This window comes from Acinetobacter sp. AR_0276, assembly GCF_003000705.1.
GTDB lineage: Bacteria > Pseudomonadota > Gammaproteobacteria > Pseudomonadales > Moraxellaceae > Acinetobacter > Acinetobacter nosocomialis.
The window spans coordinates 2,836,138-2,850,857 of record NZ_PSQO01000004.1; the positions used below are offsets into that span (position 1 = coordinate 2,836,138).

16 protein-coding genes are annotated in these 14,720 nt (G+C 39.5%); 14 read left to right on the top strand and 2 right to left on the bottom strand.

The window, feature by feature from the left end; genetic code table 11:
- Window positions 1-143 precede the first annotated feature (143 nt).
- The 3 genes from pgaB (at window position 144) to pgaD (ending at window position 3,913) form a co-directional block, all read left to right on the top strand.
- Window positions 144-2,138 (top strand): poly-beta-1,6-N-acetyl-D-glucosamine N-deacetylase PgaB, encoded by a 1,995-nt coding sequence (pgaB, locus tag CSB87_RS14400; protein ID WP_002054296.1) that lies wholly within the window; start codon window positions 144-146, stop codon window positions 2,136-2,138.
- A 13-nt stretch (window positions 2,139-2,151) separates the two neighbouring features.
- Window positions 2,152-3,408, top strand: a complete 1,257-nt coding sequence (gene pgaC, locus CSB87_RS14405) for a poly-beta-1,6-N-acetyl-D-glucosamine synthase (RefSeq protein ID WP_004888283.1) — start codon at window positions 2,152-2,154, stop codon at window positions 3,406-3,408.
- Between the two features lie 85 nt (window positions 3,409-3,493).
- On the top strand, window positions 3,494-3,913 hold the full coding sequence (gene pgaD, locus CSB87_RS14410; protein WP_004888282.1) for a poly-beta-1,6-N-acetyl-D-glucosamine biosynthesis protein PgaD: 420 nt from the start codon (window positions 3,494-3,496) through the stop codon (window positions 3,911-3,913).
- Window positions 3,914-4,019: 106 nt separating this feature from the next.
- Here the strand turns inward: pgaD and CSB87_RS14415 are convergent, their stop codons facing one another.
- Window positions 4,020-4,808 carry a crotonase/enoyl-CoA hydratase family protein gene (locus CSB87_RS14415; RefSeq protein ID WP_004888281.1) on the bottom strand — a complete coding sequence of 263 codons (789 nt, stop codon included), beginning with the start codon at window positions 4,806-4,808 and terminating at the stop codon, window positions 4,020-4,022.
- Window positions 4,809-5,055: 247 nt separating this feature from the next.
- On the opposite strand from CSB87_RS14415, the gene pnuC reads away from it, so the two are divergent.
- From pnuC to CSB87_RS14435, 3 genes are all read left to right on the top strand, one after another.
- Window positions 5,056-5,646 carry a nicotinamide riboside transporter PnuC gene (pnuC, locus tag CSB87_RS14420; RefSeq protein WP_004888280.1) on the top strand — a complete coding sequence of 197 codons (591 nt, stop codon included), beginning with the start codon at window positions 5,056-5,058 and terminating at the stop codon, window positions 5,644-5,646.
- Between the two features lie 666 nt (window positions 5,647-6,312).
- On the top strand, window positions 6,313-6,780 hold the full coding sequence (locus CSB87_RS14430; protein ID WP_004888279.1) for a hypothetical protein: 468 nt from the start codon (window positions 6,313-6,315) through the stop codon (window positions 6,778-6,780).
- 22 nt (window positions 6,781-6,802) lie between these two features.
- Entirely contained in the window at window positions 6,803-7,102 is a 300-nt protein-coding gene (locus CSB87_RS14435; protein ID WP_004888278.1) for a hypothetical protein, read from the top strand.
- 45 nt (window positions 7,103-7,147) lie between these two features.
- On the opposite strand, the gene CSB87_RS14440 is transcribed toward CSB87_RS14435, so the two are convergent.
- Window positions 7,148-7,960: an IclR family transcriptional regulator gene (locus tag CSB87_RS14440; RefSeq protein WP_004888277.1), complete on the bottom strand. Its 813-nt coding sequence runs from the start codon at window positions 7,958-7,960 to the stop codon at window positions 7,148-7,150.
- A 273-nt stretch (window positions 7,961-8,233) separates the two neighbouring features.
- Here CSB87_RS14440 and CSB87_RS14445 point away from each other — a divergent pair, with 273 nt between their 5' ends.
- Genes CSB87_RS14445 through CSB87_RS14480 form a run of 8 tightly spaced genes read left to right on the top strand, consistent with a single transcriptional unit; the run spans window position 8,234 to window position 14,700 of the window.
- The gene (locus CSB87_RS14445; protein ID WP_000118514.1) at window positions 8,234-8,539 is read left to right on the top strand and encodes a non-heme iron oxygenase ferredoxin subunit; all 306 of its coding nucleotides are present in this window, start codon (window positions 8,234-8,236) and stop codon (window positions 8,537-8,539) included.
- Between the two features lie 27 nt (window positions 8,540-8,566).
- Window positions 8,567-8,866, top strand: coding sequence for a recombinase-like helix-turn-helix domain-containing protein (locus CSB87_RS14450; protein WP_000847096.1), 300 nt, complete (start codon window positions 8,567-8,569; stop codon window positions 8,864-8,866).
- Window positions 8,867-8,882: 16 nt separating this feature from the next.
- Window positions 8,883-9,950, top strand: a complete 1,068-nt coding sequence (locus CSB87_RS14455) for an aromatic ring-hydroxylating oxygenase subunit alpha (RefSeq protein WP_004888276.1) — start codon at window positions 8,883-8,885, stop codon at window positions 9,948-9,950.
- A complete protein-coding gene (locus tag CSB87_RS14460) occupies window positions 9,943-10,707 on the top strand; it encodes an SDR family oxidoreductase (RefSeq protein WP_004888275.1) in 765 nt (254 codons plus the stop codon). Before CSB87_RS14455 ends, CSB87_RS14460 begins: the two co-directional genes overlap by 8 nt.
- An 11-nt stretch (window positions 10,708-10,718) precedes the next feature.
- Window positions 10,719-11,648 carry a VOC family protein gene (locus CSB87_RS14465; RefSeq protein ID WP_000627784.1) on the top strand — a complete coding sequence of 310 codons (930 nt, stop codon included), beginning with the start codon at window positions 10,719-10,721 and terminating at the stop codon, window positions 11,646-11,648.
- A 29-nt stretch (window positions 11,649-11,677) separates the two neighbouring features.
- Window positions 11,678-12,889: an NAD(P)/FAD-dependent oxidoreductase gene (locus CSB87_RS14470; protein ID WP_004888272.1), complete on the top strand. Its 1,212-nt coding sequence runs from the start codon at window positions 11,678-11,680 to the stop codon at window positions 12,887-12,889.
- 42 nt (window positions 12,890-12,931) lie between these two features.
- Window positions 12,932-14,155 (top strand): MFS transporter, encoded by a 1,224-nt coding sequence (locus CSB87_RS14475; protein WP_004888269.1) that lies wholly within the window; start codon window positions 12,932-12,934, stop codon window positions 14,153-14,155.
- 23 nt (window positions 14,156-14,178) lie between these two features.
- Window positions 14,179-14,700 carry a cupin domain-containing protein gene (locus CSB87_RS14480; RefSeq protein ID WP_004710136.1) on the top strand — a complete coding sequence of 174 codons (522 nt, stop codon included), beginning with the start codon at window positions 14,179-14,181 and terminating at the stop codon, window positions 14,698-14,700.
- Window positions 14,701-14,720 lie beyond the last annotated feature (20 nt).

Sequence of the window (14,720 nt, forward strand, 5' to 3'; positions counted from 1 at the left end):
TTTCAGTTTATTTCATTATAAAGGTGAACTGAAAAACTGTTCTTTTGGGGCAGTTTGAGCTTAAGAACTAAATAAATAAGAGTTTTAGTTCTTAAGTTTAAATTTCACATAAATAATCTATATTGCTATTGAGACGCTATTTCATGATTACCCGTTTTGCATCTCCTTTGTTGAATCTAACGCTTGGCTTAGCTTTAGCAGGCTTGTCAGGTATGGCACTAGCTAAGCCTCCTAAAATAGATGCTTCAGAACTTACTGTTATTGGCTATCATGAAATTACCGATACTAAAAATGCCTTAATTCCTCAATATGCAGTGACCACAAAACAATTTGGTGAGCATATCGATTGGCTGCAAAAAAATGGTTTCCATTTTATTACTGTAGATCAGTTGATTCGCGCTCATCAGGGCAAAGCTGCACTGCCGACCAAGCCAGTTTTATTAACTGTAGATGACGGTTATCAGTCTTTTTATCAAAATGCCTATCCAGTTATTAAGGCTAAAAAAATCCCGGTAGTGCTTGCTGTTGTCGGTTCATGGCTAGAGCCAAAAGCAAATCAAAAAGTAGATTTTTCTGGCGAAGAAATTTCACGTGATAAAATCTTAAGCTGGCCTGAACTTAAAGAAATGCAAGACAGCGGTTTTGTTGAAATTGCAAGCCACAGCTATCATTTACACCGTGGTATTACCGGTAACCCTCAAGGCAACTCTGAACCTGCAGCGACAACTCGTTTTTATGACGTAAAAACTAAAACGTATGAAAACGACAGCCAATATCAGACCCGAATTTATAATGATTTAAAAAAGAATAATCAGTTGCTTAAAGAACATGGTATACGTTCACCACGTATTATGGTGTGGCCATATGGTCGCTATAATATGCAAACTGTTCAAATTGCTAAAAAGCTTGGTATGCCAATTACTATCACACTTGATGATGGGGCCGATCATGCAAAACAGTCTCTACAAAATATGAGTCGTATTTTGGTCGAGGGTGGAATGAGCACAAATGATTTAGCTCAAGAAATTAAAAATCGTGAGTTAAATTTAACGGATAATAATCGTCCGCAAAAAATCATGCATGTGGATCTCGACTATATTTATGATCCAGACCCGCAACAACAAGAGCGTAATTTAGGTAATTTACTCGACCGTATTAATGCAATGGGTGTAAATACAGTTTATTTGCAGGCTTTCTCTGATGCAGATGCGAATGGTTCTGCCGATATGGTATACTTCCCAAATCGACATATTCCTATGCGTGCTGATTTATTCAACCGTGTTGCATGGCAAATTCAAACACGTACTCCTGTAAGCCGTATTTATGCGTGGATGCCATTATTGGCATGGGAACTACCAAAAACTGATCCAGTATCAAAAGACTTGGTTGTGACCCAACAGGATAAGACGAGTGGACACCTCAATATGGGATACATTCGTTTAAGTCCTTTTTCACCAGAAGCGCGTCAAACTATCCGTGAAATATATGAAGATTTAGCAAAATCATCGTCTTTTAATGGAATTTTATTCCATGACGATGTGACCTTGTCTGATTATGAAGATGCAAGTCCAGATGCTTTAAAAGCTTATGCAAAACAAGGCTTACCAACAGACTTGGCAAAAATTCGTGCGAATGACGAAGATTTGCAAAAGTGGACTGCATTTAAAACAAGATATTTAGATGATTTTGCAATGCAGCTTGTTGATGAGGTTCGTCAATATGAACCGTTCCTGTTAACAGCACGTAATTTATATGCGCAAGTGGCTTTAAAACCATATGCGGAAAACTGGTACTCTCAGTCACTTGAAGAGTCACTAAACCGTTATGATTTTACTGCTATTATGGCGATGCCTTATATGGAGCAAGTGAAAAATCCAGATCAATTCTATAAAGATATGGTTGATCGCGTGAAAAAATATCCAAATGGCATTAAGAAAACAGTTTTTGAGCTACAGGCAACAAACTGGCGTAATAACGAAAAGGTACCTTCAACTGAAATGGCTGCGACGATTCATTCTCTCTATGAACAAGGTGCAATGCATGTTGCATACTATCCAGATGACCCAATTAAAGATCATCCGGACGTGAACGTAATGCATAAAGCATTTGCTGAAAAGTCATCTCGTCTTGTGCCATAGACGAGGCTGAAACATGACAATCTTTGCTGCAATATGGTCGCACGCCCTAAAATTCGTTTTTTATTATCCATTGTTTATGTCATATCTATGGATGATTGGTGCGATCATTTTCTATTGGAAGGAACGTAAGGCTCCACCTTATGATCAACCCGCTCCATTAGAAAGCTATCCGAAAGTTGCTGTACTCATCCCTTGCTTTAACGAAGGTGATAATGCAGAGGAAACCATTAGCCATGCTTTAAAATTGGATTATCCAAATTTTGAAGTCATTGCGATTAATGATGGTAGTTCGGATAATACGGGTGAAGTGCTCGATCGTTTAGCTGAACAATACGAAAAACTTCGTGTTGTTCATCTTGCACAAAACCAAGGAAAAGCGATGGGGCTACAGGCGGGCAGCCTGATGACCGATGCCGAATTTTTAATTGGTATCGATGGCGATGCTTTGCTTGACCCACATGCAGCAAAATGGATGATTCGTCATTTTCTTCAGAACCCAACGGTTGCAGCTGTAACTGGAAACCCACGTATACGTACGCGTTCAACTTTGTTAGGCCGTATTCAAGTCGGTGAATTTTCTTCGATTGTGGGAATGATTAAACGTGCACAGCGTACATTTGGTCGTTTATTTACAGTGTCTGGTGTAATTACAGCTTTCCGTAAAAGTGCTGTTCATCAAGTCGATTATTGGTCACCAAATATGTTGACTGAAGACATCGACATTACTTGGAAGTTGCAGCGTGCAGGCTGGGACATTCGTTTTGAACCGAATGCCTTGGTTTGGATTTTGATGCCTGAAACTTTAAATGGTTTATGGAAACAGCGTTTACGTTGGGCAATGGGTGGAGCACAGGTTTTAATTAAAAACATTGATGTGTTCACCAAACCAAAATTGAATTTTTTATGGCCTCTCATGTTTGAGCTTTGCTTAACTTTAGTATGGTCATATTTAATGCTGGCAATGGCTTTATTGTGGTTGGTACATTTTATTTTACCAATCCCTGCTTTAGCCGTTGTGAGTTCCCCATTTTTACCGTATGGTAGCGGTATTTTATTGGGGGCAACCTGTCTAATTCAGTTTGCTTTAAGCAAATGGATGGATAGTCGCTATGAACCACATCTAGGAAAAAATTATTTCTGGATGATCTGGTATCCATTGGTCTTTTGGCTAATCACCATTTCGGCAACCATTGTGGCATTTCCAAAGGTCTTACGACGTGGAGATGAGAAACGAGCACGTTGGGTGAGCCCGGATCGGGGCATTCGTTAGATGAAATGCAAGAGTCATGAGATTTTAAAGATCGTGCTGTATTGATGTCTGGGGAAAACCGCAGCACTTCGTTAGGTAAAGAGAAATGAAGACAAATTCGTTGATTATTGATTTACGTCGTCAACTACCATGGCACAAACGCTATGTTTCTACAACAAGCACAGCCATGATGTGGGGCGGTTGGTTGTTGTTGTGGCGTCCGTTTGTATTTATCTGGGTATTGGCAGAGCTCCAAAAAACTCATTTAGTACATCGTTTGTTTAGTGCTTTTGGTGTAGGAATTGAACATGGCATTACTGCTCTGATTGCTTGTGCAATTGGCTTGCTGCTCTGGAGTCATGTGTTGCCTGAACGCCGTGTTGGAGGGAATGCACTTAACATGAAACAGACAGATGATTATGCACGTTACTTTGATTTGCCAGAACAAGAAATTGAACAGGGCCGTAGCCAAAAAATTACGGTCGTTCACCATGATGAATTTGGTAAAATCGTTAGAGTTGAATAAATCTAATAAATAAAAGAAAGCCCACATCATGTGGGCTTTCTTTTTTGCATATTCACTCTTAGTAAGTTATAAATTTAGACCCCGAAGCGTAGTGTTTGAATCGGTTTTATTTGCCTCTAAACACTGGAGGTCTTTTTTGTAGCATAGCAAAAACACCCTCTTGAACGTCTTCTGTAGTTAGTAAAGGTTGAAGATGGTTTTGCAATTGATTAAAGGCCGCCTCGTAGCCTTCATTAATTGCTTCACGTGCAGAGGCAAGAGTGGCTTTTACGGCAAGGGGCGCTGCTTGAGCAATATGTTCAGCGAGTTCTATGGCACGTTTAAGCTCCGTACCTTCTGGGCAAACTTCTGTAATTAGGTTCATATCCAAGGCTGCTTTGGCATCAAAAGAGTCACCTGTAAGCAAATAGCGCATGGCTTTGGCCCAACCCGCGGCTTGAGTGAAACGTGCAGTTGCTCCGCCAAAAGGTAAGATGCCACGTTGAACCTCCATTTGAGCAAACTGAGTATTTTCACTTGCAATCGCAATATCTGCATTGAGAAAGAGTTCTATACCAGCGGTATAGCAATAACCCTGTACTGCCACAATCAAAGGTTTACTCAGCTTTCGACCTATTGTGCCCCACGGGTTAATTTCATTTTCACTAAAATCAAAAACACCTGTAGCAAGCTTAGGTTGTAACTCAACTAAATCTAAGCCAGCTGTAAAATGGTCACCGTGAGCAAAAACAATCGCACAGCGCAGGACATCATTATTTTCATATTCGGTGAGCGCTAGTGATAAGTCTTTAATCATGTGACTATCAAAGGCATTACGTTTTGCTGCGCGATCTAAGCCAATTAAAAAAATATGTCCGCGAGTTTCACGGCTGACTTTTCCTTCTTGATTTGACATATTTTCAAGCTCTTTTATTTGTCTCTCATTATCTTTTAAACAATCATTTAAAAACTAGCAAATAGAAATTGTTAGTGACTTGATCAGTATTTCTTTTGTCTATGTATTGAAGTAAATCAATTTCATACGAAAAGACAGATCCTAAGATAATGTCAATTTTCATGATTTATTTAAATTAGCAGTTTGCTTAGTCTCATATTTTTCTCATAATACGCTGTTAAATTGATCTCAATAAGCAGCTTCTCTTATGTCACCTCTAGAAATTTTTGCAGTCTTAATTAGCCTCATTGGAGTCGGATTAACGGTAATCCGTAATATGTGGTGCTGGCTGTTTAATTTCTTCGCCTTTGTTTTATACGCTTATTTGTTTTACGAATTTAAGCTTTATGGTGAAACGATTTTGCAGTTCTTTTTTATGGCTGTAAATTTTTATGGCTTTTACTATTGGCTCAAAGGAAAGCAGCAAGATCATGACATTCGAATCGAGCCTATTGCAGTTCAAACCGCTATTATTCAAATGATTATTGCCGCGGTAGGTGGTTTGCTCTTTGGTTTGGTTCTTAAAAACTTTACCGATGCAGCGGTGCCGATGCTCGACTCTCAGCTTGCGGCATTTAGTTTGCTTGCCACTTACTGGACCAGCCGAAAGCATATTGCGACATGGATACTTTGGGTATTTGTCGACATTATTTATGTGGGAATGTTTATTTATAAAGATCTGTTTTTAACTTCTGCTTTATATGCAGCCTTTGTATTAATGGCAGCTTATGGTTGGTATCAATGGGAAAAGGTTAAAAGAAAGCAGGTTGATCATATAGATTTAAAAAAAACTATTTAATGTATGAGAAAATATTAAAACAATAATCCTGTTTGGAAATTATTTGATGACTCATACTTTAAAAAACTTTTATTTTGTTTATTTCTTTGTTCTGGTTATGCAAATGCTCAGATTAACGCTGTTCCTTTAAAGCAGCTTAGTAAATTACCGGATTCATGTCAGAAAGATGAAGCTGTTGAAAATAATAAATTAGCTATACAGACGGCACAGGTAAAAATACAAAGCTATTCTTGCTTTAAGCCTGATATAGCTGATGCGCTAGGCTATAACGTATTTGCTATCAATTTAGATAAAAATAAAACCTATTATTTTAAAGCGCAAACTCAGGATATATCCTCAATAGCAGGTCAGACTATACATAAAATTGATTCTGAAACCTTTGCAATAGACAATTATCAGGAGCGTGGTGGAAATTTTATTATTTTTTGGATAGCGGACTGGTCAAATATTTATACACAAGATATTTCTTACTATACGGATGATGAAACTTCCATAGATAGTTTTATTAAAGACAGACAGATTTATTTACAGAAGAAAAAATATTTGGATAATACCAAAACTAAAAAAGTTGGATCTCCTTTAATCATTATGAAAGACAAACAAAAAGGTTTGATCATAAATAAGAGTAAGGCACAAAACTTTTAAATCATTAATTTCTGGATTTTTATGAAAAATTTAACTCATATATTTTTATTTTGTATTGGCTTTTTAGTAACAACTACCTCTTATGCGCAAGTAAATATTAAACCTTTATGGCATGGTAAAGTATTGAACAGTTTTGATATTCCTTTAAATAACCTGAAAAAGCCAAAGCAGTTTATTAAAGGTGAGGCTGATGAATGCAATGGTGGTTATTTTCCAGATCAATGGGTATATGAAGATGGAGTGATACTCTCTACGGGATCTTTAGATAAGGTATATGTAAGCCAGCAAAATGGTCTAAAGTATGGTTCTCGATTATTTAATCATTTAACTACCGAGAATGATTTTAAAAAGTTTTTTGGTAAACAAATAATTATATCTGAAAATCATACTTACTCTATATTTCCTTGGGAAGGTAGTAATGATGGCTTGCACTTTCATTTCCGTAATGGAAAACTACATTACTATACGTACTCTATTGATGACTGTTAATGATTAATCTTTAAGAATAGCCATGATCCTGAATTTAGTCATATATAAACAGCAACAGTTTGATGCGATGGCCCAAAAAATTATGGCTGAGCCTGCAAAATATATAGATTTTAATTCAGTATCGGATTTTTATAATGCTGTTTGGCTCAAGGACTTTCCCCAAGGGACTCAGTTCTCTGCGACAGGTTTAGATGATGGAGCCGAAGAGTTTTATGCAGTAGTACAGTTTAAACAGCAGTATTTAAAATTTGATATTAAAGAAAATCATTCGACACTGAGTTTTCAGAATATAAATGGTGAAACTTTTAAGTGTAATTTTTAATTGATGAAATCAAAGCACAAAAAAAGCGACTTAACGTCGCTTTTTTTAATAGATAAATTTTGAAATTTTATCTGCCGTTGCGATGACCAGAGCGGCAATATCTTCTTTAAAGGTCTTTTCATCATAAGTGGTAATTGGGCAACTTACCGAAAGGACAGCCACCATTTTTCCATTTGATTGTTTGAAAATAGGGGCAGCACAAGCAGCCATATCATGGTTATAATGACCCCAGCTCACCATCGACTTTTGAGTTTTTACATAATTCAATTTTTGCAATAACGCTTTTAAACTGGTTGGGGTCAGTTCTGAGTAACTATCCCAGTCATTGAAATTACGATAGCGTTGGCGTACTTCTGCTTCTGGTAAATCTGACAATAACATTTGACCAATAACTGTTGCATGGGCAGGCCAGCGAGTACCTAAATTAATATTGCTGGTAAATGTCCCCATAGATTGAACGTTATTTACAAAAACAATGTGTGTACCTTCTAAAACGGTCAGGTGTACTGCAAGTTTGGTCTGGTCACGTAGTTCTTTCATTAAAGGAGTCGATAAATCAAGTAATGAAAGCTTTGATAAACTGTTAAAACCAAGCTCCATAACTTTTGAATCAAGCGCATATGTTTTTTGTGAAGCTTTTCTTAAGTAACCGCAAGCTTCAAGTGTATAGATAAGTCGAAATGCACTAGAACGGTTCACTTCCAAAATTTCGGCAATTTCTGTAATCGTCATTTCTTGTGCTTGTTGATTAAATGCTTGCAAGATGGCTAAACCACGCACAAGCCCTGGTACTAAATACCGATCATCATTTTTTGTTGTTTCTGATTCTTGCAAATCTTCTTCAATCTCTAGGCTCATTCGTGTTGTTTTCCTATAAATAAAACAGGGTTCGAATTAGGGCATTATGCTTTATTTTAGAACAATTGTAATTATAAAGATTACATAAAACAATTTTTATATTTAAAACAATGTTTCCATTCTTAAACGTAACAAATTATTTAAAATTTATTAATTAATTGATTTAAATAATTATTTTTACTTTGACAAAAAATAACCAAGAGGATTATGCTTAGCTTGTGTTTTGAAAATCAAATTATGTTTTGTATATAAAACAAAATGAGGACGCAAGGTATGAGTTGGATCTCAGTTTGTCAGCAGGGTGACGTTAGCGAAGATGAGCCGAAAGCCGTCGAAGTTGAAGGGAAAAAAATTGGTGTTTTTTTTGTCGATGAAAATTACTTCGCTATCGAAAATGTTTGCCCTCATGCGTATGCCTTATTAACGGAAGGATTTATTGAAGATCAAACTGTGGAATGTCCATTGCACGAAGCAATTTTTGACATTCAGACAGGTGAGCTAAAAAGTGGACCCGGGTGTAGAAACCTATGTACGTACCCAGTTCGTGTTGAAGGACAGGATATTCAAATTCAACTCTAGTCCTCACATGTACAAGGAAGCAGAACAATGAAGACATTTAATGAAAAGTTGGCAAGCTGGATTCATGCAACGCCGGCAACCGAAGCAGGTATCAACAATATTCAAGTTCCAGGTCAATCTGAATTGTTGGTTTGGCAAACACGTTATAAAGAACCGACTCTCTACGAACAAGACTTTGTAAAGAACTTGATTCAGGCATTTTCTGCGGGCGCAACAGAATTAGATGAGGTTGTTTCTGCACTTAATCAGCAAGGTTTCCGTTGTGAATCTGGTGATGAATGGACTTCTGAGAGCTTTACAGAAGAAATGCAACGTTTAGGTTATTGATTCAGGGAAGAATAAAATGAACGCAATCGTATCAACTTCACAAAGCGCTGAAGAATATTTAGAACTTGGTTTACGTGACCAATGGCATCCGGTGTTAGCAAGTTGGGAAGTCGCTGCTAATCCGGTTGGGATTACCCGTTTAGGTGAAAACATTGTGGTTTGGCGTGATGCCGAAGGTCAGGTTCATGCACTTGAAGATCGCTGTCCACACCGCGGTGCTCGTCTTTCACTCGGCTGGAACTTGGGTGATCGAGTTGCTTGCTGGTATCACGGTGTTGAAGTTCGTGCCGATGGTGTGGTTGCCGATGTACCAGCCGTTCATGAATGCCCAATGACTGGAACCAAGTGTTTAAAGAGCTATCCGGTCATTGAACAGCATGGTGCTATCTTCATCTGGTTTGGGATTGATGCAAATGAACAACCCGCACCGCTTGAGTTCCCAGAACAACTGGCAAGCGAAGAGTGGAGTTCATTCCTTTGCCAAGCAGACTGGAAAGTAAACCATCAATATGCCATTGATAACGTCATGGACCCAATGCACGGTACATATTTGCACTGTACGTCACACTCAATGGCAGAAGGTGAACGTACCGCAGAGATGAAACACCGCACAACTGAAAATGGTTTTGTTTTTGAAAAAGAAGGCCAAACAGGTGTGAACTTTGACTGGGTTGAATATGGTTCGACTGGTGCAAGGTGGTTACGCCTTTCAATTCCTTACCGTAAACAGTTTGGTCCGGGTGGTGAATTCTGGATTGTGGGTTACGCAACGCCAATTGATGCCAACAATACCCGTGTATTTTTCTGGCGCTGCCGTAAGGTGAGTGGTTGGCAACGTAATGTATGGCGCTTCTTATATCGCAATCATTTAGAACAATTGCATTGGGATGTATTGGAACAAGACCGAATTATTTTAGAAAACCTTGCGCCAAATGCACGTGCACGAGAATTCTTATATCAACACGATGTTGGGCTTGCACGTTTACGCCGTTTAATGAAGAAAGAAGCTGAGAAGCAATTAAAGAAAATTGCTGCACTAAATGCATCAAACCGTATCGAGATGCAGGAAGAAGCTCATGGCTAATGTAGCGTTGTTGCAAGGCAAAAAAGTTTTAGTGACTGGTGCCGCACGTGGTTTAGGGCGAGATTTCGCTCAAGCCATTGCTGAGGCGGGCGCTGAAGTTGTAATGGCAGATATTTTATCTGACCTCGTGCAACAAGAAGCACAAGCCTTACAAAAACAAGGACTCAAGGTCCATGCAGTCACTGTTGACCTTGCCAATGCAGACTCTATTGAAAATGCTGTCGCAAAAAGCGTTGAACTGTTAAATGGTTTGGATGGTCTTGTGAACTGTGCAGCGCTTGCAACCAATGTGGGTGGAAAAAATATGATTGATTACGATCCTGAACTTTGGGATCGGGTTATGAATATTAATGTGAAAGGCACATGGTTAATTACAAAAGCGTGTATTCCACATTTAAAACAATCGGCTGCCGGCAAGATTATTAATGTTGCGTCAGATACAGCACTTTGGGGCGCACCGAACCTGATGGCTTATGTGGCGAGTAAAGGTGCAATTGTTGCCATGACACGTTCAATGGCAAGAGAGTTGGGTCAGTTCAATATCTGTGTCAATACTTTGTCTCCGGGGCTGACTCTGGTTGAAGCAACCGAGTATGTGCCACAGGAACGTCATGATTTATATGTCAACGGAAGAGCGATTCAACGCCAGCAACTTCCACAAGATTTAAATGGAACAGCATTGTATCTACTGTCGGATTTGTCCTCTTTTGTGACAGGTCAAAATATTCCGGTCAATGGCGGTTTTGTCTTTAACTAAGGAGTAGTCAAATGATTACAGGGATCGAGATTTTAAAGTTTGGAGTTGAAGATAGAGCCGCTTCAAACAAATTTTTGGCAGATTTTGGTTTAAGCCAAAGTACTTCAGATATTGAAGGTGCAGATTTATACCAGACTCAAAACGGCAGCAAGATTTATCTATTTAATTGTGATGATAACCGTTTGCCGCCTGCTATTGAGCAAGGTTCAACTTTACGTGAAGTCACTTGGGGTGTTGATAGTCTTCAAGACCTTGAAGACTTGGCAGCTCGTTTGGCCGATGTAGACGGTTTTAAACGTACTGAAAATACAGTTCAGTGTCTTGACCCAAATGGCATGACTATTCGTTTTGAACAAAGTTTTGTAAAAGAAGTACCAGAACTTAAAACGGAAGGCATTAACCAATACGGCAACATTCAACGTGTTAATGCAGCAAGTCCTGTTTATGAAAAAGGTCAACCTGTTGCGATTGGACATGTGGTGTTTTTCACACCGGATTTAGCAACTACTGAAAACTTCTATATTGAAAAAGTAGGCTTTCATTTATCTGATGCTTACAAAAATCGCGGTGCATTCTTACGTTGCCGCGGTGAAGGTTATCACCACGATTTATTCTTACTTAGCGTTCCAAATAAACCTGCTGGTCTAAATCACGTTGCGTTTGTTGTTCGTGATATTCATGAGGTGATTGGAGGCGGATTACATATGAACCGTTCAGAGTGGTCAACCTTTATTGGACCGGGACGTCATCCAATTTCTTCTGCTTATTTCTGGTACGTCAACTCACCATTGGGTGGTGCATTTGAATATTACACCAACGATGATTATTTGACTGAAGAATGGCAGCCACGTGTAGAAGAACATCGTCTAGAGCTTTTCACTGAGTGGGCGATTGAAGGTGGTCTTGATGACAAAACCCGCCGTCAGGTAAAGCCTGTGTAACAGGTATTGCTTTACAAGGAAGAAAGGCTATGGAAAAGATTGTAATTGTAGGGGCGGGGCAAGCTGCAGGTTGGGCAGTCAGCACCTTACGTCAAAATGGTTATGTGGGTGAAATTCATGTGGTCTCAAATGAAGATCAGGTGTTTTATGAGCGTCCGCCTCTGTCTAAGCAAGTACTTTCAAAAGAAGCAACGTATGAAAGTTTGAATCTGTTCTCCCCAGAACAGGTCCAAGAGTTCAACATTCAATGGCATAAACCAGAAATTGCAACAAAAGTCGATCGCGAGCAAAAGCAGGTTCATTTAGAAAGTGGTCAGATTTTGCCGTATGACAAATTGCTGATTGCAACTGGAAGCCGTGCACGTGTACCCGTCAATACATGGCAGTTCATTCCTAATGTTGTGACTTTACGAAATGTACGTGACTGTGAACGTCTGGCTGAAATTTTAAAGAATGCAAAAAATGTTGCTGTGATTGGCGGCGGCTGGATTGGTTTGGAAATCGCTGCAACCGCACGTAAGCAAGGCAAAGAGGTTCATATTTTTGAATATGGCGACCGTTTGTGTGCAAGAAGTGTGAGTCCGGAAGTTTCTGCATTTTTAAAAAATATGCATGAGACCCAAGGTACAAAAATTCATTTAGACAGCAAGAGCCTTCATTTGGTGGAAGCACCAGATCAAAAAGTTGAAGTGGTGAACCATCCTCAACATAGCCAGTTATTTGATTGTGTTGTAGTGGGTGCAGGTGCCGAAATTGCTAAAGAGTTAGGCGTGCATGCTGGGCTCGATGTGAAAGATGGCATTGTGGTGAATTGTTTTGGACAGACCTCAGATCAAGACATTTATGCCGCAGGTGATGTCGCGATTCATCCGGGCTTGGGTTATTGCATTCAGTCTTGGGCAAATGCACAAAATCAGGCGATTGCAGCTGCGAAATCAATGCTCGGAATTGAAACTGAATATACCGATATTCCTTGGCTCTGGTCTGATCAATACCACTTTAATATCCAGATTTTAGGAACGTATCAACCTGAAAAAACCAAAGAAATGGTGATTCGCCAAGGCGGTGAAGATCAGGTGAGCTATTTATATCTGGACCATGAAAATCGCTTGCTGAATATGATTGCCATTAATGACTCGAAGTTAATCAAGCTGGCAAAGCGTTGGATGCAAGCCAATACCGTTTTAGATCCAAAATTATTAGCAGATGCTGAATTTAATGTCATGAAGTTAAAACCGTAAACATTAAATCTGGTTCTCATTACCAAATCGAAGGAATGACACATGAGTAATGAAGAAAAAAGTGGATTAAAGCATTGGGTGCCTGCTTTTGTCCTTATGGTGTGTGTAGTACTGGCCTTTTTCGACAAGATCAGTATTGCGGTTTTATTTTCAGACCCCCATTTTCAAAGCTCGATGGGAATTGCTGAAGATAAAGCCAAGCTCGGATGGCTCATGACAAGCTTTTTACTTGCTTATGGGTTTTCATCAGTCTTTCTAAGCTTTTTAGGCGACATTTTTAACCCAAAGAAAATGCTGTTCTGGAGTGTGACCTCTTGGGGTTTACTCATGCTTTGCATGGGCTTTACCACCAGCTACTCAGGCATGTTGATTTTACGGGTTTTACTTGGTTTGGCAGAAGGTCCGCTATTTGCTTTGGCATACACCATTGTTAAACAGACTTACACAGACCGTCAGCAGGCACGTGCCTCAACCATGTTCTTACTGGGTACACCGATTGGTGCATTCCTTGGTTTCCCGATCACTGCAAATGTTTTAGCTCATCACGACTGGCACTCCACTTTTTTTGTGATGGCTGGTTTAACACTGATCGCTATTTTTAGCATTGTTTTTGGTTTACGTAACTTACAGCTCAAGAAAACTGTCGAAATTGAGGGCGAGAGTAAACGCACCAACTTCAAGGGTCACATTGCCAATACTAAATTGCTGCTCAGCAACAGCGCATTCTGGTTGGTTTGCCTCTTTAACATTGCATTGATGACTTATTTGTGGGGCTTAAACAGTTGGGTTCCTTCTTATCTTATGCAAGACAAAGGATTCAATCTCAAAGAGTTTGGGATGTATTCAAGCTTTCCATTCATCGCCATGTTAATTGGCGAGGTGGTGGGTGCGTTTTTATCTGACAAGTTAGGCCGCCGCGCTATTCAGGTATTTAGCGGTTTATTACTGGCGGGCATCTTCATGTATGTGATGGTCATTATGACCCAGCCATTATTGATTATTGCTGCCATGTCTTTAAGTGCGATGGCGTGGGGCTTTGGAGTAGCTGCGGTATTTGCTCTGCTTGCCCGAGTAACTACCTCAAATGTAGGGGCGACTGCGGGTGGAATATTTAACGGTTTAGGCAATTTTGCAAGTGCAATTGCGCCTGTTCTTATCGGTTACATCGTGATGCAAACACATAGTTTTAATTTGGGAATTACCTTCTTGGCTGCAGTCGCTGTCATTGGGTCGTTGTTCTTGGTTCCTCTTTTAAAACGTTATTAATTCACTGTATAGGAGTTTAAAAAATGACTACACAACAATTCGAAACGTGGAAACAGCCGGAAGGCGCTTCTTTAGAAGATTGGTTAAACACACGTATTGCTCGCTTTGAGACTCGTAAATATGACTTTGAGGCTTTGAAGTTTCAAGCCGATTACGACCCGAAATATCGTCGTGCTCAAATGCGCTATATGGGTACGGGTGCAACTGGTGTTGCAAATGACAGCAACACTGTACCTGCAGAGAACTTTACGTTTTCGACTATGGTGCTACCACCACAGTGTGAAGGTCCTTTGCACATTCACCACGACGTTGAAGAAGTTTTCTTTATGCTCCGCGGCGAAATTGATTTGTTTATTGAGCACAACGGCGAGAAATTCCAGACCCGTTTAAAAGAGCGTGATCTGATTTCAATTCCACCGGGGATCTACCGTGGTTTGTTTAACCCAGGTCAAGAAGATGCCTTGATGTGCGTGATGTTGGGAACAGGTAAACCAACAATTCCTAATTATCCACCAGAGCATCCATTGTCTCAAATCAAACGTTAATTGTTTGATGAAGTGAATGA

Excerpts from the sequence above, each read along its gene's own strand:
- CSB87_RS14440 (WP_004888277.1), bottom strand. The coding sequence starts at position 7,960 with ATGAGCCTAGAGATTGAAGAAGATTTGCAAGAATCAGAAACAACAAAA.
- pgaD (WP_004888282.1), top strand. The coding sequence starts at position 3,494 with ATGAAGACAAATTCGTTGATTATTGATTTACGTCGTCAACTACCATGG.
- pgaC (WP_004888283.1), top strand. The coding sequence starts at position 2,152 with ATGACAATCTTTGCTGCAATATGGTCGCACGCCCTAAAATTCGTTTTT.
- CSB87_RS14445 (WP_000118514.1), top strand. The coding sequence starts at position 8,234 with ATGAGTTGGATCTCAGTTTGTCAGCAGGGTGACGTTAGCGAAGATGAG.
- CSB87_RS14465 (WP_000627784.1), top strand. The coding sequence starts at position 10,719 with ATGATTACAGGGATCGAGATTTTAAAGTTTGGAGTTGAAGATAGAGCC.
- CSB87_RS14430 (WP_004888279.1), top strand. The coding sequence starts at position 6,313 with ATGAAAAATTTAACTCATATATTTTTATTTTGTATTGGCTTTTTAGTA.
- pgaB (WP_002054296.1), top strand. The coding sequence starts at position 144 with ATGATTACCCGTTTTGCATCTCCTTTGTTGAATCTAACGCTTGGCTTA.
- pnuC (WP_004888280.1), top strand. The coding sequence starts at position 5,056 with ATGTCACCTCTAGAAATTTTTGCAGTCTTAATTAGCCTCATTGGAGTC.
- CSB87_RS14470 (WP_004888272.1), top strand. The coding sequence starts at position 11,678 with ATGGAAAAGATTGTAATTGTAGGGGCGGGGCAAGCTGCAGGTTGGGCA.
- CSB87_RS14435 (WP_004888278.1), top strand. The coding sequence starts at position 6,803 with ATGATCCTGAATTTAGTCATATATAAACAGCAACAGTTTGATGCGATG.
- CSB87_RS14475 (WP_004888269.1), top strand. The coding sequence starts at position 12,932 with ATGAGTAATGAAGAAAAAAGTGGATTAAAGCATTGGGTGCCTGCTTTT.
- CSB87_RS14460 (WP_004888275.1), top strand. The coding sequence starts at position 9,943 with ATGGCTAATGTAGCGTTGTTGCAAGGCAAAAAAGTTTTAGTGACTGGT.
- CSB87_RS14480 (WP_004710136.1), top strand. The coding sequence starts at position 14,179 with ATGACTACACAACAATTCGAAACGTGGAAACAGCCGGAAGGCGCTTCT.
- CSB87_RS14455 (WP_004888276.1), top strand. The coding sequence starts at position 8,883 with ATGAACGCAATCGTATCAACTTCACAAAGCGCTGAAGAATATTTAGAA.
- CSB87_RS14415 (WP_004888281.1), bottom strand. The coding sequence starts at position 4,808 with ATGTCAAATCAAGAAGGAAAAGTCAGCCGTGAAACTCGCGGACATATT.
- CSB87_RS14450 (WP_000847096.1), top strand. The coding sequence starts at position 8,567 with ATGAAGACATTTAATGAAAAGTTGGCAAGCTGGATTCATGCAACGCCG.